The following is a 16,023-nucleotide window of genomic DNA, read 5'->3' as shown; positions in this document are numbered from 1 at the left end:
GCGCGCGGAAGGGCCCGGTCGGCGGGCTGGTGTCAGAAGGCGGACTCGTCGAGGTCCATCAGGTCGAGGGTGGTGCCCTCGGCGATGGCGCGCTCGGCGGTGATCTTCGGCAGGTTGGTCTGGGCGAAGAACTGGGCCGCGGCGACCTTGCCCTCGTAGAAGGCCTTGTCCTTCTCCGACACCTCGCCGGCCAGCTTCTGCAGGGCCACGTCGGCCTGGCGCAGCAGCAGCCACGCGCAGACGACGTCGCCGAGCACCATCAGCAGGCGCGAGGTGTTGAGGCCGACCTTGTAGATGTTGCGCAGCTCCTCCTGCGACGACATCAGGTCGTTGATCATGTGGCCGACGATCGCGTTGGCGTCCTCGAGCGCGGTGGCGAGCAGCGCGCGCTCGTTCTTGAGGCGGCCGTTGCCCGCCTCGGACGCGATGAAGCCCTCGATCTCCTTGGCCAGGTGACCGAGCGCGCGGCCCTGGTCCTTGACGATCTTGCGGAAGAAGAAGTCCTGGCCCTGGATCGCGGTGGTGCCCTCGTAGAGGGTGTCGATCTTGGCGTCGCGGACGTACTGCTCGATCGGGTACTCCTGCAGGAAGCCGGAACCGCCGAAGGTCTGCAGGGACTCGGTGCCCAGCAGGACCCACGAGCGCTCGGAGCCGTAGCCCTTGACGATCGGGAGCAGCAGGTCGTTGACCGCGGCGGCGAGGCTGGCCTCGTCGGAGTCGGCGGTGCCGGCGTGCTCGGCCAGCATGACCTGGTCCTGCCAGGTGGCGGTGTAGAGCACCAGCGCGCGCATCGCCTCGGCGAACGACTTCTGCGTCATCAGCGAACGGCGCACGTCGGGGTGGTGGGTGATCGTGACGCGGGGCGCGGTCTTGTCGGCGGCCTGGGTCAGGTCGGCGCCCTGGACGCGCTCCTTGGCGTAGTGGAGGGCGTTGAGGTAGCCGGTCGAGAGGGTCGCGATGGCCTTGGTGCCGACCATCATGCGGGCGTTCTCGATGACCTGGAACATCTGCGCGATGCCGTCGTGCACCTCGCCGAGCAGCCAGCCCTTGGCGGGCTCGCCGCCGCCGACCTGCGGGTCGCCGAAGGTGACCTCGCAGGTGTTGGAGACCTTGATGCCCATCTTGTGCTCGACGTTGGTGACGTAGACGCCGTTGCGCTCACCGGTGAGCTCGCCGGTCTCGAGGTCGAAGTGGTGCTCGGGCATCCAGAACAGCGAGAGGCCCTTGGTGCCCGGGCCGCCGGCGCCCTCGACGCCCTCGGGGCGCGCGAGGACGAGGTGCATGATGTTCTCGCTCATGTCGTGGGTGGCGCTGGTGATGAAGCGCTTGACGCCGGTGATGTTCCACGAGCCGTCCTCGTTCGGGACGGCCTTGGCGCGGCCGGCGCCGACGTCGGAGCCGGCGTCGGGCTCGGTGAGCACCATCGTGCATCCCCACTGGCGGTCGACCATGTACTGGGCGACCCGCTTGTCGCGCTCGTTGCCGTTGCGGTGGACCACGTTCGCGAACGCCGGCCCGGCGGCGTACATCCAGACCGGGGCGTTGGCGCCGAGCACCATCTCGCCGAGGGCCCAGATGAGCGACGACGGGGCCGGGGTGCCGCCCATCTCCTCGAAGACCTGCAGGCGCCAGAACTCGGAGTCCATCCAGGCCTGGTAGCTGGCCTTGAAGGACTCCGGCACGGGGGCGGTGTGGGTGGCCGGGTCGAAGACCGGCGGGTTGCGGTCGCTGTCCTCGTAGGAGGCGGCGAGGTCCTCGCGGGAGAGGCGCTCGACCTCGCGCAGGATCTCCCGCGCGCTCTCTGCGTCGATCTCGCCGAAGGGACCGGTGCCGAGCACCTCGTCCCGGCCGAGCACCTCGAAGAGGTTGAACTCGATGTCGCGGAGGTTGGTCTTGTAGTGGCTCACAGCTTCCACCTGTTCCGTGTCGCGGGCGGGGGCGCGAGGGCATGGGCTACTCGCGGGTAACAAAATCATGCCTCGCCGCCGGGCGGGACGCAACACGAACGTCCAATGTCGCGGGTCACAGGTGGGTGCAGCGTGCGCGGACTCGCCGTGCGGCCGGTCGGTTTTGTCTATCACCCCACCTATGTCTAGTCTGTCACGTGACAAACCACGGTCACCTGACCTAGACCTGATTGACGACCGAAAGGAGCCTGCGGATGCGCAAGCTCATCGTGCTCGGTGTGGTGGGCCTGATCGCCCAGCTCATCGACGGCTCCCTGGGCATGGCCTACGGGGTGACCTCCTCGACCCTGCTGCTGGCCGCCGGCGTCGCCCCCGCGGCCGCCTCAGCCGCCGTCCACTTCTCCGAGATCGGCACCTCGCTGGTGTCCGGCGCCTCCCACCACAAGCTCGGCAACGTGGACTGGCGCACCGTCTCGATCCTGGCCGTGCCGGGCTTCGTGGGTGCCTTCCTCGGCGCGACGCTCCTGTCGAACCTCGACGCGGCGGTCGCCAAGCCGGTGGTCGCGGTGATCCTGCTCAGCCTGGGCTTCTACGTCGTCTACCGGTTCCTGCGCCTCGGCGGCGCCCGCCCGACCTTCAAGGGTCACCCCTCCGCGATGTTCCTGGCTCCCATGGGTCTGGTCGCCGGCACCCTCGACGCCGTCGGCGGTGGCGGCTGGGGCCCGGTCGGCACCACCTCGCTGCTCTCCAGCGGCCGCCTCGAGCCGCGCAAGGTGGTCGGCTCGATCGACACCTCGGAGTTCGTGGTCGCCGTCGGCGGTTCGCTCGGCTTCCTGATCGGCCTCGGCGCCCAGGGCATCAACTGGGGGTACGCCGGTGCGCTGCTCGCTGGCGGCGTGGTCGCCGCCCCGATCGCGGCCTGGCTGGTCAAGCACCTCGCGGCCCGGGTCCTGGGCACCGCGGCCGGCGGCCTGATCATCCTGACCAACTCCAAGACGCTGCTCGAGGCCGTGGGCGTCCCCGGCGTCGGCGTCGCCGCCGTGGCCGCCGTCGTCTTCGTCCTCTGGATCTCCGCCATCGTGTGGGCGGTCAAGCAGGAGCGCCTCGCGAGGGCGGCGGTCCTGGCCGAGCCCGAGCTGGAGGGCACGCCCGCCTGACCGCTCGCCGTACGCCGCCACCGCTGCTGCGCCAGGGGTGGCGGCGTACGCCGTCCTGTCCCGGCTGCGTCGGGAAGGGCCAAGCATGACTGACTCGGCCGACATATCTGACAAACTGGGCTTATGCGCGTCTCCGCCAAAGCCGACTACGCCCTCCGGGCCCTGATCGAGATCGCGGTGCGCGCCGACGGGGCGGCCGTCAGCGCCGAGCAGCTCGGCAAGGCGCAGGGGATCCCCCACGGCTTCCTCCAGGCGATCCTGGCCGACCTCCGCCGTGCCGACATCGTGGTGTCGCAGCGTGGGCAGTCCGGTGGCTGGCGCTTCGCGCGGCAGCCGTCCTCGGTGACCGTCGCCGACGTGATCCGCGCCGTCGACGGCCCGCTGGTGTCGGTCTACGGCCTGCGCCCCGAGGCGGTCGAGTACGACGACTCGGCCCAGGTGCTGCAGCACGTCTGGATCGCCGCCCGCAGCTCGTTGCGTGCCGTCTTCGAGCAGGTCAGCATCCAGGACCTGGCCGACGCCGAGCTGCCCGCCGGGGTCGCTGCCCTGACCGAGGACGACGACGCCTGGCAGCCGCACTGACGGTGCCGCGTCAGGCGGCGAGCGTGCGGTTCACCTGCCGACGCCGCTTGGAGATCATGGCCAGCCGCTTCTCCAGCCGTGCCTCCTCCTCGATGAGGGCGATCCGCGCGACCTGGGCGGCGAGCTGCTCGTCGGTGAGGTGGGCGGGCAGGACGTGGGTCCGACCGTCCTTGGCCAGTCGCAGCCAGGCGTCCGGTGGCTCGACGTCGAAGCCGCTCGTCACGACCAGCACCACCGTGAAGTCGGCGAGCCCGTCGAGGGCGAGGGCGGCCTGCTCGGGTGAGGCGTCGAAGAAGGCGGGCATGCTGACGAAGCAGTCCGCCTTGGCCTTCCGCGCCCGGCGGCACACGGTCGCCCACGAGCCCTCCACCTGCTTGCGCTTGAGACCGTGCTGCTTGTGGGTCCGCAGGATCTCGGTCGCGGCGTGCGCGAACACCGCGTCGGGTGCGTCGGGCACCGCGATCCCGCCGAGCCGGAGCGTCTCGGTCATCGCGGAGACGTGCACGGACTGGGGGCCGACGTGGAGCAGGAACAGTCGCTTGGCCATGGCGCGAGCCTGACCTCGGCGGGTGGCGCCGACGTGAACGAGCGTCGTCGCCGGTGAGAACTCTTCGCCCGCCAGCACGAGGAGCGAGCGTCGTGTGCGGACGACGGCTCAGTCGGCCCCGACCTCGACGGCGGTGAGCCAGGTGACCAGCGGGCGCAGCGCCTTCCAGTCGGCGCGCACCCGGTCGACGAGCCCGGCGTCGATGGCGTCGGCCTCGAATCCGTACGACCGGCCGACGAAGAGCTGCTTGTGGCGCAGCAGGTGGATGCGCGGGTGGTCGGCGTCGTACCCGCGGGGCGAGGTCTTGAGCTGGTCGCCCCCGATGTCGAAGCCGTCCTTCTCGAGCTTGCGCAGCAGTCGCTCGAGGGCCTTGCCGGTCTTCTCCTCGGCCATCGCCTCGCGGATCGCGGCGAGCCTGCGCCCCTCGGCGTCGTAGAACCCGGCGCCCACGCGCGTGCCGCGCGGGGAGATCTCGAAGTACCACCCGGTCGCCGGGCCCGCGGAGACGAACGCCCCCTGGTGCGTCTTGTAGGGCGTCTTGTCCTTGGCGAACCGGACGTCGCGGTAGGGGCGGAACACCTTCGCAGTGCCGAACTCCGGCTCGAGCTCGGCCATCAGCGCCTTCATCGGCGCCTCGACGGACTCCTTGTAGACGTGCTTGTGGCTCTCCCAGAACGACTTGGTGTTGTCGACCTCGAGGTCGTCGTAGAAGTCGAGCGCAGTGACGGGGAATCCGGTGAAGCTCACCCGTCGAAGGTTAGGTGACGTCCGCCCACACCTGCTCGTCCCCCTGCTCGCCCATGGCGGAGATCGACAGCACCCCGCCTCCGCACACCGGCTCGGCGATGAAGGCGTTGCCGACGGACGTGGTCTCGTAGGCGACCTCGAGGGTGTGGTCGGGCGTCCAGCGCATCAGCCGGGCGGGCTCGTCAGGGGTCTGCGGGTCGCGCACGAAGAAGACCGAGTCGCCGCAGGGCACGAGGGAGCCAGTGGTGCCGGCCCCGAGGTCGAGGTGGGCGTCGCCGACGGTGGCGTGGAACGTCGCCTCCTCCTGACGTCGCGGCTTCGGCACCTCCGACCAGACCACGCCGTCGGCGGTCGCGGCCACGTCCCAGCCGAGGCACTCGGTCGGTCCGTCGACCGGCTGCGGCACCCCGCTGCCGTCGAGCAGGTTGAGGGTGCGGCACGCCACCGGCCGCGCGTCGTCGAAGGTCATCATGCCGACGCCGTGCTCGCTGGCCGTGAGGCCGGACCAGCCGGTCCGGGCCGGCGCGCACCAACCGTCCTCGCCGTTGCTGTCGGCGAGGGCGCTGGTGGCCAGGCAGTACGCCCGGTCGTCGCCGTACGTCGGGTAGTAGAGGTCGCCTCCGACCAGCGCCCACGAGCCCCCGCTGGCAGGCGGCGGCCCCGCGAGCGGCGCCTGCTCGCCGGTCGCGAGGTCGACGACGTCCACCTCGCTGGGGTCCGTCTCGGTCTTGTCCTGCCGGACGACGACAGCCCAGTCGGTGCTCATCAGCACCTCGGAGACGATGCGCCCGGGCCCGGCCTCGATGGTGAGCGCGTCGCCGTCCCGGGAGAGGTCCACGGCGGAGCTGCCCTCCTCGCCGCGGGCCTCCCACTCCGGACCCCTGACGTAGCGGGCCCCGCCCGGGACGCCGGCGTCGCGCCAGTCGAGCAGCCGCTCGACGGGCTCGGCCACCTCGGGGTCCTCGCTGGTGCCTCCTGTGGCGGCAGGCTCGGAGCCCGGCGGGGGACTCGTGCTCGACGGGGTCCCCGACGGTGCGTCGGTGGCGGGGTCGTCGGTGGCGCCGCAGCCGGTGAGGGCGAGCAGCAGCGCCAGCGCGGTCGTCGTACGGGCGCGCACGTCAGACCCCGACGTTGTGCTGGAAGTGATCGAGGTTGGCGCGGTAGGAGCGGTAGGCGTTGCGCCACTGCACGCGGCCGATCGCGGGCTCGCTGGGGTCGAACCGCGACTGGTCCCACGGCTCGAAGTAGCCGATCTGCGGGTTGCCGCCCGGGTTCTGGTCGAACCCGCGGCCGACCTGGAAGTGCCCGCTCGCGTCGTCGTCGAGATAGGGGTAGTACCGCTTGAGCAGGACCGGGTGGAGCACGACCGGTGCGCGGTAGTCGTGCACGTGGCGCATCATCAGGCGGTACCACTGCTTGAACGTGAAGTCGCTGATGTCGAGGACGACGTAGGGGCCCGCCTTGTCGCGGGCGTCGTAGTCGGTCTGGTTGTTGATGACCCGCACCATGTCGGTGATCGCGGTGCCGTCGGTCGTGGTGCCGAGGCGGCGGGCCCAGTAGGACTGGTTCTTGCGCTCCTTGCTCGAGCCCCAACCGATCGCCTGCATCGTGGCCGGCCCGCACCAGTAGGTCTGGTTCTGCGGCTGCGCGACCCTGCTGGTGAGGATCTTCGACCGCTTCGGGTACGACTCGCCGAAGCCGCCGCGCGACTCGGTGCCGGGGGCGGCGACCTCGGGGTGCCGCGCCGCGAAGTCGTCGGGGAGCTCGATGCCCTGGATCTCGTGGCGCAGCATCCAGACCTTGCCGACCGACTGCGCGGCCTGGGTCAGCTCGGCGCGCTCGGCCTCGGTGCGGGCGCTCGCGCTGCGCCCGCTCGCGCGGGTGATGACCCCCTCGGCGTCGAGGTCGCCGGTGCTCTCGCGCCCGAACGACGGGCGGTCGAGCAGCCGGGCGGCCAGGGCTTCGCGCGTCTGGTTCGTCCAGCCGAAGCCGAGGCAGTAGCGCTGGCCGTCGAAGGTGGCGCAGCGCACGGACGCCCGCGCGAGCGCCGTACGTCCCTGGGTGCGGTCGAGTGCCGCTCCCTCGGCGACGACCCGGTCGATCTCGGCCTGCATCGCACGGGTCACCCGCCCGAGGCCGGTCGTCCCGCTCGTCCCGGGGGCCGCCGTCGTCTCGGCCGCCGGGGTGATCGCCTCACCGTCCTGGTCGCCGTCGTCGCCGTCGGGGAGGAACGGGACCGCGCCCAGGGTCAGCGCGAGCGCCGCCGCGGCGATCGTGACGGGGTGCCGCCAGAGCGGCCGTGGCTGGTCGCCGTCGGCGATCTGGTGGGCGAGGAAACGGGGGAGGGGCATGGGGAAGGAACCTCGATCCGAGATGAAACGGACGCCTCACTGTCCTCTCTGGCCCCATCCGACGCAAGTCCCCCTCCGGCCCCATCCGCCTCGGTGGTGTAGGTGTGAGCGCAGCGAGCCTCGAAACCCCCCAGGTGCGGGGGCGAGCGGTTTCGAGGCTCGTCGCTGGCGCTCCTCACGCCTCAACCGGCGGTGAGAGAGCGGTTTCGAGGCTCGTCGCTGGCGCTCCTCACGCCTCAACCGGCGATGACATATCAACCGGCGGTGACACCTCGACCGGCGGTGAGAGATGTGGAGCGGATGACGAGACTCGAACTCGCGACATCGACCTTGGGAAGGTCGCGCTCTACCAACTGAGCTACATCCGCAGTGCCGTCCAGGGACAGCGGGCCAGATGCTACCGGACCGGTGCTACCGCACGCTCGACAGGCTCGGGTGCTTGGGCGAGACGGTGTCGCCGGACGAGCGTCCGGTGAGCCGGCGGTGCACCCACGGCACGAGGAACTCGCGCGTCCACTGGGCGTTGGCGCGCCACTGCTGGCGTCGGTCGAGGACGGGCAAAGGGCCCACCGAGACGGGCTCGAGGCCGTGCTCGACGCCGATCGCCTCGAGGACCGCGTGGGCCATGTGCGTGTGGCCCGAGGAGTTGAGGTGCATCCGGTCGGTGTCCATCACGCCGGCGATCTCGATGTCACGCATGCGCCACATGTCGACGATGGTGGCGCCGTGCCGGTCGGCGATCTCGCGGACCCACTCGTTGAAGATCGCCATCCGGCCGCGCACCGGTCCGTAGATCCCGCCGGCGCCCGGGTCGAAGATCGTGAACATGACGACCCGTGCGCCGGTGGCCGCGAGCCGGGCGATCGCACCGTCGTACGTCACCGCGAGCGCGTCGAGGTCGACCCGCGGGCGGAGCACGTCGTTGCCGCCACCGTGGATGGTGATGAGGTCGGGCTCCAGCGCGACAGCGGCGTCGACCTGCTCGGCCACGATGGGCCCGAGCTTGCGGCCGCGGATCGCGAGGTTGGCGTAGCCGAAGTCGTCGGTCTGCGCGGCGAGCACCTCGGCCACGCGGTCGGCCCAGCCGCGCAGCCCGTTGGGGCGGGAGGGGTCGGGGTCGCCGACGCCCTCGGTGAACGAGTCGCCGAGGGCGACGTAGCGGTGGAAGGTCACCGGATCATTGTCGCGCCCCTGGTTTCGACACGGGCGCCAGGGCGCCCTGCTCGACCGGCGGGCTGCGTGGTTTCGAGGCTCGCTCCGCTCGCACCTCGACCACCGAGAGGAAGTCGCACCTCAACCGGCGGGCTGCTCGGAGTGATGTCTGCGGCTAGGTTGGCGGCGTGCTGCTCTCTGACCGCGACATCACCGCTGAGATCGACGCCGGCCGGATCGCCCTCGATCCCTGGGATCCGGCGATGATGCAGCCCTCCAGCATCGACGTACGCCTCGACCGGTTCTTCCGCGTCTTCGAGAACCACCGCTATCCCGACATCGACCCGATGGCCGACCAGTCCGACCTGACCCGCGAGGTCGAGCCGGAGGGGGACGAGCCGTTCATCCTGCACCCCGGGGAGTTCGTGCTGGGCTCGACGTACGAGGTCGTGAGCCTCCCCGACGACATCGCGGCGCGCGTCGAGGGCAAGTCCTCGCTGGGCCGCCTCGGGCTGCTCACGCACGCCACTGCCGGCTTCGTCGACCCCGGCTTCTCCGGCCACGTGACCCTCGAGCTGGCCAACGTGGCGACGCTGCCCATCAAGCTCTACCCCGGCATGAAGATCGGTCAGTTCTGCTTCTTCCGGCTCTCCTCCCCGAGCGAGCACCCGTACGGCTCCGAGAAGTACGGCTCGCGCTACCAGGGCCAGCGCGGTCCCACCCCCAGCCGCTCGTTCCAGAGCTTCCACCGCACCCCGATCTGAGGGCGCGGCCCCGTCCGCCGGGTCCGCATCGTGGATTCGGGCACACCCGTGTAGTCATATTCGGAACAGGTGCGGTTAGGCTGTCCTAAGTTAGGTCAGCCTCACTCACCCTTGTTCCGGAGACATGATGAAGCGAACGTCCGCCGCAACCGCGGCCCGCACGGTGGCCGCGGCCACCCTCCTGGTCGCCGCCCTCGCCGGCTGCAGCACCGGCTCCACCGACTCGACCGCCAACGAGAGCGAGCCGACGGCCACCACCAGCGCGGACGCGGACGCGTTCCCGGTCACCATCGAGCACGCCCTCGGCGAGACCACGATCGAGTCCGAGCCGACCCGCGTCGTCGCGGTGGGCTACGCCGAGGCCGACTACCCGCTCTCCCTGGGCGTGGTGCCGGTCGGTGCCGACAAGATCGAGTACGCCGGCAACGAGAACGCCTCCTCCGACTGGTTCGACGAGGCGCTCGCCGAGATCGAGGGCGCCGAGCAGCCGAAGCGGTTCAGCACCGCCGACGGCGTGCCGGTCGACCAGATCGTCAGGCTCCAGCCCGACCTGGTGACCGCGACCCAGTCAGGCATGACCCAGGAGGAGTACGACCAGCTGAGCGAGGCCGGGATCCCGGTCGTCGCCTACCCCGAGGCGCCGTACAACACCACCTGGCAGGAGTCGCTGGAGATGGTCGGGCGCGCGCTCGGTCGCACCGAGCTGGCCGAGGAGGTCAAGGCCGAGACCGAGCAGGTCATCGCCGACACGGCCGCCGAGTTCCCGCAGCTCGAGGGCAAGACCTTCACCTATGCCGGCCCCAACGCCGACCCGTCGTCGTTCTACGTCTACACCGTGATGGACAACCGTCCCCGCCTGCTCGTCGAGCTCGGCATGAAGAACTCCCCGCTGGTCGAGGAGCGCAGCGAGCCCGGGCAGTTCCTGTTCAACATCTCCTCCGAGCGCACCGCGCAGCTCGACGCCGACGTGTTCCTCACCTACGCCACCTCGGAGGCCAACGTGAAGGAGCTCGCGGAGAACCCGCTGGTCAAGCAGATCCCGGCGGTCGCGGACAACCGCTGGTACGCCCAGGTCGACCCGATCGAGTCGATCGGCCTGTCGGCTCCCTCGCCGCTCTCGATCCCGGTCGCCATGGAGATGTTCATCCCCAAGGTCGCCGCGGCGGTCGACGGCGACGGCTCCACCCCCTGATCGACCGGCACGGAAGACGAGACCTGGGATGACGGCCACCACGGGGCTGCTGGACCGGCCGCGGAGCACCTCCGCGGCCGGTCCGGGGACGGCGTACGCCGTGCTGCTCGGGCTGCTCGTGGTGGCCGTCGTCGCCTCGGTCTTCCTCGGGTCGCGGTCGATCTCCCCGACCGCGGTCCTCGAGGCCGGTCCGGACCGCACGGTCATCGAGGTGCGGGCCGTGCGCACGGTCCTCGGCCTCCTCGTCGGGGTCGCGCTCGGACTGGCCGGGGCCTGCATGCAGGGCCTCACCCGCAACCCGCTCGCCGACCCCGGCATCCTCGGCGTCAACTCCGGCGCGGCCCTCGCGATCGTGCTCGGCATCTCGTTCCTCGGCGTCGGCGGCATCTGGGCCTTCGTCGTCCTCGGCCTGGTCGGTGCGGGCGTCGCGTCGGTGGCCGTCCACGCCATCGCGGCGGTCGGCCGCGACGGGGCGACGCCCGCCAAGCTCACCGTCGCCGGCGCCGCGTTCGCCGCGGCGGCCAGCAGCTGGACCATCGCCGTCCAGCTCGTCGACCAGACCGCCCTCGACATCATGCGCCGGTGGCAGGTCGGCTCCATCGGCGGCCGGCCGTGGGACGTCGTCGTGTCGCTCGCGCCGGTCTTCCTGGCCGGCGCGGTGCTGGCGCTGGCGCTCAGCCGGACCCTCAACGCCCTCGCGCTCGGCGAGGAGATGGCGACCGGGCTCGGGCGCCACACCACCCGGGACCGCCTCCTGGTCGGTGCGGCGATCGTCCTGCTCGCCGGCACGGCCACCGCGGCCGCGGGACCGATCGCCTTCGTCGGGCTGATCGTCCCGCACCTCGTCCGCACCCGCACCGGATCGGACCACCGCCACCTGCTGCCGCTGAGCGCAGGCTTCGGCGCCGTGCTGGTGCTGCTCGCCGACACCGCCGGCCGGATCGTCCTGCCTCCCTCGGAGGTGCAGGTCGGGATCATGACCGCGGTCGTGGGCGTGCCGTTCTTCCTCCTGCTCGTACGCCGCGGGCGGATGGGCATATGAGTGCTCCGACCATGCCGGTGACCCCCAGCGCCACGCGGCAGCCCGAGGAGCTGCCCGACCTGCGCACCCTCACCCGACGGCCGCGGCGCCGCCGCCGGCTGGCGCTCGGCGGCCTGGGCCTCGCCCTGTTCGCCGCCTTCGCGGTGCGGGTGCTGCTCGGCGACTACACGTTCACCGTCCCGGACTTCTTCCGCATCCTGTTCGGCGAGCAGATGCCGGTCTCCACCTTCATCCTGATGGAGTCCAAGCTCCCCCGCGCGGTGCTCGCCCTGCTGGTCGGGGTGGCGCTCGGCGCGGCCGGCTCGCTGTTCCAGATGGTGCTGCGCAACCCGCTCGCCAGCCCGGACATCGTCGGGGTGAGCCTGGGCGCGAGCGCGGCCGGCATCTTCGCCCTGCTGACGCTCGGCCTGCGTGACGGCGCCGTGTCGCTGTTCGCCGTGGTGGGTGCGGTCGCAATCGCCGCCCTGGTGCGGTGGGTGGCCGGCACCACCGGCGGCTACCGGCTGGTCCTGGTCGGTGTCGGCGTGGCCGCGGCGATGACCTCGGTCGTGCAGTACCTCCTCGCCCGCTCCAACACCTGGGACGTCCAGCTCGCGCTCCGCTGGCTGGTGGGCAGCGTCAACAACGTCCCGTGGAGCACGATCGGCCTGCTCGCCGCGGCCCTCGCCGTCCTGCTGCCGACCCTGGCCGTGCTCGCCCGCGCCCTCCCCGCCCTCGAGCTCGGCGACGACGCCGCCGCGGGGCTGGGCATCGGCCGGCACCGGACGGACCTGCTGCTGCTCGTCGGCGTGCTGCTGACCGCCGTGGCTGTCGCGGCCGCGGGCCCGGTGGCGTTCGTGGCCTTCATGTCCGGGCCGATCGCGCGCGCCCTCATGGGCGGACGGCACACCCTCCTCGGCGGCGCCCTGGTCGGCGCGACCCTCATGCTGCTAGCCGACTACGTGGCGGCGTACCTCATCCCCGACGTGGTGCTGCCCGTCGGGATCGTGACCGGGGCGGTCGGCGGACCGTTCCTGCTCTGGCTGCTGGCGCGCGGCGCCGCGACGGGAAGGACCGGATGACCACCCCCACCACCACCAGGCTGCTCACCGATCGCGTGACCCTCGGGTACGGCGACCGCACCGTCGTGCGCGAGGTCAGCGTCGCGATCCCCGACGGCAAGGTGACCGTCGTCGTCGGTCCGAACGCGTGCGGCAAGTCCACGCTGCTGAAGGGCCTGGCCAGGCTGGTCCGTCCCCAGGGCGGGTCCGTGCTGCTCGACGGCCAGGAGATCCACCGGCGCCCGACCAAGGAGGTCGCCCAGATGCTGGGGCTGCTGCCCCAGAACCCGATCGCCCCCGACGGCGTCGCCGTCGCCGACCTGGTCGGTCGCGGGCGCCACCCGCACCAGGGTGTCTTCACCCGCTGGACGGCCGAGGACCGCAAGGCCGTCCAGGAGGCGATGGTGCTCACCGACACCTACGACCTCGCCGACCGCGCCGTCGACGAGCTGTCGGGCGGCCAGCGCCAGCGGGTCTGGATCGCGATGGCGCTCGCCCAGGGCACCGACCTCCTGCTGCTCGACGAGCCGACGACGTACCTCGACGTCGCCCACCAGGTCGAGATGCTCGACCTGCTGGCCGAGCTCAACGCCCGTCGCGGCACCACGATCGTGATGGTCCTGCACGACCTGAACCTGTCCGCGCGCTACGCCGACCACCTCGTCGCCCTGCACGCGGGCGAGGTCGCCGCGGAGGGGACGCCACGCGAGGTGGTCACCGAGGAGGTCGTGCGCACCGTCTTCGGCCTCGACAACCGGGTCGTCGAGGACCCGGTCTCGCACACCCCACTGGTGGTCCCGGTGGGTCGCCACCGCCCCCACCACGTCACCGCCCAGCACCCGAACCCGACCGAGCCCCCGCGCCAGGAGAACCGATGACCGTGACCGCCTCGACCCTGCCCATGCTCTTCGCCGACCTCGAGGTCGTCTCCGTCGAGCGGCTCAGCCCGACCTACGTCCGCGTCGAGCTCGGTGGCCCGGAGCTGGCCGACTTCGGCGTCGACGGCCCGCGCTACGACCAGCGGATCAAGCTGATCTTCCCCGACCCGGTGACGGGCCGCCGGACGTCGACCGAGGGCGCGGACGAGTCGTGGTTCGCGACCTGGCTCGAGCAGCCGGCCAGCGAGCGCGGCCACATGCGGACCTACACGATCCGCGACGTGCGCGGCTCCGGCGAGCAGACCACCTTCGTCGTCGACATGGTGCTGCACCTCGAGGGCGACCTCGTGGGTCCGGGCTCGACGTGGGCTGCCACGGCCGCGCCCGGCGACCGCCTCGTGGTCCTCGCGCCCCGTCGGGGCTACCCCTACGGCGGCATCGAGTTCACCCCACCGCCGGGGGCCGACCTGCTGCTCGTCGGGGACGAGACGGCCGTGCCGGCGATCTGCTCGATCCTCGAGCAGCTGCCCGACGACGCCCGCGGCACGGCCTTCCTGGAGGTGCCGCTGGCCGCGGACGTCCAGGACGTACGCCGTCCGGCCGGGGTGGAGGTGGTGTGGCTGGCCCGCGAGGGCGAGGAGCTCGGCACCGGCCTGCACGACGCCGTCGTGGCCCACCTCGGGATCCCGGGGGCCACGGTCGAGGTCGCCGCGGAGGAGGTGGACCCCGACCTGTGGGAGACGCCGTTCTACTCCTCCTCCGGCGAGGAGGTCCCCGGCGACCTGGACGGCGTGGGCGGGACCTACGCGTGGATCGCCGGGGAGTCGAAGGTCGTCACCGGTCTGCGCCGGCACCTGGTCAACGAGCTCGGCTTCGACCGCAGCCGGGTGGCCTTCATGGGCTACTGGCGTCGCGGTGTGGCGATGAAGTCCTGACCGGACCGATCACCTCACGTCGTACGACGCCGCGCGTGGTGCTGCGTCAGCGGCGCTTGGGGGCGCGGGGGGAGTACTGCACGCGCTCGGCGATGCGGTGCCGGGCGACGATCTCGATCTCGGTGAGTGAGTTGAACATGGCCGTGCTCCTTTCCGGGTGGCTGCGGGCGGGGTTCAGGACTGGTGGAGGGTGACGTCGCCCGAGGCGGTCGTGGCGCGCACCTCGAGGTAGGGCTGGTCGGGGCCGGGCTCGCCGGTGGCCGGCAGGTCGGAGGCGAGGCGCCCGCTGGCGGTGCGGATGTCAGTCCACACGGGGGTCCCCGGCACGACGCCGACCCGCACGTCGCCGCTGGCGGTCTTGGCGGTCACCCGCCCGGGACCGACCTGCCGGACGACCAGGTCGCCCGAGCCGGTGGTGAAGACCGCCTCGCCGTCGAGGGTGCCCACGAGGGCGTCGCCCGAGCCGGTCTTCAGCGCCAGGTCGCTGCCGGCGGCCTCGACGCGGACGTCCCCGCTGCCGGTGGTCACCAGCAGGCGCGAGTCGGCGCGGCGGACCACGATGTCGCCGGAGCCGGACTTGATCCGGGCGTCGCCGGCCAGGTGCTCGACCACGACGTCGCCTGAGCCGGTCTGGACGACCGTCTCGCCGTCGACGACGTCGAGCGAGACGTCGCCCGACCCGCTGTCGACGCGCGTGTCGTCGAAGCGGCCGTGGGCCGCGAGGTCGCTGCTGCCGACCTTGGCGTTCAGCCCGCTCGCGACGGGCACCTCGACCACGATCTCGGCCCGGGCGTCCTTGCCGAAGAAGCCGCTGCGCTGCGGCGCGATGATGGCGATCCGACGGTCCCCTCTCTCTCCGGCCAGGTCGCGGACGTCGTACTCCTCGGCGCGCTCGCCGGTGATGCGGACGGTCGTCTCGGTGGTGTCGGTGGCGGTCACGTCGACGCTGCCGCGGCCGTTCTCGACGTAGAGGTCGATCGGCTCCGGGGTGTCGAAGGAGAGGTCCAGCTGGTTGCTCATCGGTGTCTCCGGTCTGGTCGTGGGTGTGCTCGGCCCACGGGCCGGCGGGTGCCGGTCCGGTCGGGCGGGACTGGTGGGCGGCCCGGTCAGGGCCGGGGTGTCAGAGCCAGCCGGTCATCCGGCGGTTGCCCTGCTTGCGGTTGGCGGCGAACGGGTCGTAGCCGACGAAGGGGACGCTGCTCAGGTCGATGTCGACGTTGATCGCGTGCTCGTTGGTGGCGCTGCGGACCAAGCCGACCATCCAGGTGTTGAGGCTCTGGCCGGCCGCGGCCGCCTTCTCCTCGGCCCGCGCCTTGATGGCCTCCGGGATCCGGAGCGTGATACGGGCCAGGTCGCCGTCGTCCTCCTCGGGGGCCGCCGGCGGCGCCGGGGGCGGAGGCGGTGACGGCATCGCGCTCGGGGGAGCCACCTCGACGACGAAGTCCAGCTCGCGGCCGACCAGGCGCACGTCGACGCTGCCCTCGGGCAGCTCGGCCGTGATCTCGGCGGCGGCGTGGGAGATGGCCTCCATCAGCGCCAGTCGGGCGCTGGGGTCCAGGGCGTACGCCAGGCGCTCGGCCGCCTGCTTGAGGTCGTCGCTGCCGGCCTCGGCCGCAGCGACGAGGTCGCGGCGGAGGGTGTCGACGTACGGGGTGATGTCCATGCGCACCATCGTGACATCACGATGATGTCATGTCAACACCTTGATGACGTCATGGCTGGCGCCACG

16 protein-coding genes and 1 tRNA gene are annotated in these 16,023 nt (G+C 71.8%); 8 read left to right on the top strand and 9 right to left on the bottom strand.

Going from position 1 to position 16,023, the window contains the following annotated elements; translation table 11 throughout:
* Positions 1 to 32 precede the first annotated feature (32 nt).
* Positions 33 to 1,907 carry an acyl-CoA dehydrogenase gene (locus Q9S36_RS50145; protein WP_311292205.1) on the bottom strand — a complete coding sequence of 625 codons (1,875 nt, stop codon included), beginning with the start codon at positions 1,905 to 1,907 and terminating at the stop codon, positions 33 to 35.
* 254 nt (positions 1,908 to 2,161) lie between these two features.
* Between Q9S36_RS50145 and Q9S36_RS50140 the strand changes: the two genes are divergently transcribed.
* Entirely contained in the window at positions 2,162 to 3,064 is a 903-nt protein-coding gene (locus Q9S36_RS50140) for a sulfite exporter TauE/SafE family protein (RefSeq protein ID WP_311292204.1), read from the top strand.
* Positions 3,065 to 3,187: 123 nt separating this feature from the next.
* The gene (locus Q9S36_RS50135) at positions 3,188 to 3,646 is read left to right on the top strand and encodes an Rrf2 family transcriptional regulator (protein ID WP_311292203.1); all 459 of its coding nucleotides are present in this window, start codon (positions 3,188 to 3,190) and stop codon (positions 3,644 to 3,646) included.
* Positions 3,647 to 3,656: 10 nt separating this feature from the next.
* Here Q9S36_RS50135 and Q9S36_RS50130 read toward each other — a convergent pair whose 3' ends face one another.
* From Q9S36_RS50130 to Q9S36_RS50105, 6 genes are all read right to left on the bottom strand, one after another.
* Positions 3,657 to 4,193, bottom strand: a complete 537-nt coding sequence (locus tag Q9S36_RS50130; RefSeq protein ID WP_311292202.1) for a hypothetical protein — start codon at positions 4,191 to 4,193, stop codon at positions 3,657 to 3,659.
* Between the two features lie 108 nt (positions 4,194 to 4,301).
* On the bottom strand, positions 4,302 to 4,940 hold the full coding sequence (locus Q9S36_RS50125) for a DUF2461 domain-containing protein (protein WP_311292201.1): 639 nt from the start codon (positions 4,938 to 4,940) through the stop codon (positions 4,302 to 4,304).
* A 10-nt stretch (positions 4,941 to 4,950) separates the two neighbouring features.
* Positions 4,951 to 6,057: a hypothetical protein gene (locus tag Q9S36_RS50120; RefSeq protein ID WP_311292200.1), complete on the bottom strand. Its 1,107-nt coding sequence runs from the start codon at positions 6,055 to 6,057 to the stop codon at positions 4,951 to 4,953.
* Position 6,058: 1 nt separating this feature from the next.
* Entirely contained in the window at positions 6,059 to 7,291 is a 1,233-nt protein-coding gene (locus tag Q9S36_RS50115) for a hypothetical protein (RefSeq protein WP_311292199.1), read from the bottom strand.
* A 292-nt stretch (positions 7,292 to 7,583) separates the two neighbouring features.
* Positions 7,584 to 7,659 (bottom strand) — tRNA-Gly (locus Q9S36_RS50110).
* A gap of 43 nt (positions 7,660 to 7,702) precedes the next feature.
* On the bottom strand, positions 7,703 to 8,464 hold the full coding sequence (locus Q9S36_RS50105; RefSeq protein ID WP_311292198.1) for an SGNH/GDSL hydrolase family protein: 762 nt from the start codon (positions 8,462 to 8,464) through the stop codon (positions 7,703 to 7,705).
* A 167-nt stretch (positions 8,465 to 8,631) separates the two neighbouring features.
* Between Q9S36_RS50105 and dcd the strand changes: the two genes are divergently transcribed.
* From dcd to Q9S36_RS50075, 6 genes are all read left to right on the top strand, one after another.
* Positions 8,632 to 9,207 (top strand): dCTP deaminase, encoded by a 576-nt coding sequence (gene dcd / locus Q9S36_RS50100; protein ID WP_311292197.1) that lies wholly within the window; start codon positions 8,632 to 8,634, stop codon positions 9,205 to 9,207.
* Positions 9,208 to 9,334: 127 nt separating this feature from the next.
* Positions 9,335 to 10,399, top strand: a complete 1,065-nt coding sequence (locus Q9S36_RS50095) for an iron-siderophore ABC transporter substrate-binding protein (protein WP_311292196.1) — start codon at positions 9,335 to 9,337, stop codon at positions 10,397 to 10,399.
* 28 nt (positions 10,400 to 10,427) lie between these two features.
* Positions 10,428 to 11,441, top strand: a complete 1,014-nt coding sequence (locus tag Q9S36_RS50090) for an iron ABC transporter permease (RefSeq protein ID WP_311292195.1) — start codon at positions 10,428 to 10,430, stop codon at positions 11,439 to 11,441.
* Positions 11,438 to 12,502: an iron ABC transporter permease gene (locus Q9S36_RS50085; protein WP_311292194.1), complete on the top strand. Its 1,065-nt coding sequence runs from the start codon at positions 11,438 to 11,440 to the stop codon at positions 12,500 to 12,502. The genes Q9S36_RS50090 and Q9S36_RS50085 overlap by 4 nt, the downstream gene beginning before the upstream one ends.
* A complete protein-coding gene (locus Q9S36_RS50080; protein WP_311292193.1) occupies positions 12,499 to 13,359 on the top strand; it encodes an ABC transporter ATP-binding protein in 861 nt (286 codons plus the stop codon). Before Q9S36_RS50085 ends, Q9S36_RS50080 begins: the two co-directional genes overlap by 4 nt.
* The gene (locus Q9S36_RS50075) at positions 13,356 to 14,294 is read left to right on the top strand and encodes a siderophore-interacting protein (protein ID WP_311292192.1); all 939 of its coding nucleotides are present in this window, start codon (positions 13,356 to 13,358) and stop codon (positions 14,292 to 14,294) included. The genes Q9S36_RS50080 and Q9S36_RS50075 overlap by 4 nt, the downstream gene beginning before the upstream one ends.
* Before the next feature lie 174 nt (positions 14,295 to 14,468).
* On the opposite strand, the gene Q9S36_RS50070 is transcribed toward Q9S36_RS50075, so the two are convergent.
* Together Q9S36_RS50070 and Q9S36_RS50065 are read right to left on the bottom strand one after the other, a co-directional pair.
* The gene (locus Q9S36_RS50070) at positions 14,469 to 15,314 is read right to left on the bottom strand and encodes a DUF4097 family beta strand repeat-containing protein (RefSeq protein ID WP_311292191.1); all 846 of its coding nucleotides are present in this window, start codon (positions 15,312 to 15,314) and stop codon (positions 14,469 to 14,471) included.
* A 100-nt stretch (positions 15,315 to 15,414) separates the two neighbouring features.
* Positions 15,415 to 15,957 (bottom strand): toxin-antitoxin system HicB family antitoxin, encoded by a 543-nt coding sequence (locus Q9S36_RS50065; protein WP_311292190.1) that lies wholly within the window; start codon positions 15,955 to 15,957, stop codon positions 15,415 to 15,417.
* Positions 15,958 to 16,023 lie beyond the last annotated feature (66 nt).

This window comes from Microbacterium sp. ARD31 (assembly GCF_031844425.1).
Note: the sequence above shows the minus strand (reverse complement) of the source record. Positions and strands in the feature narration are given on the sequence as shown.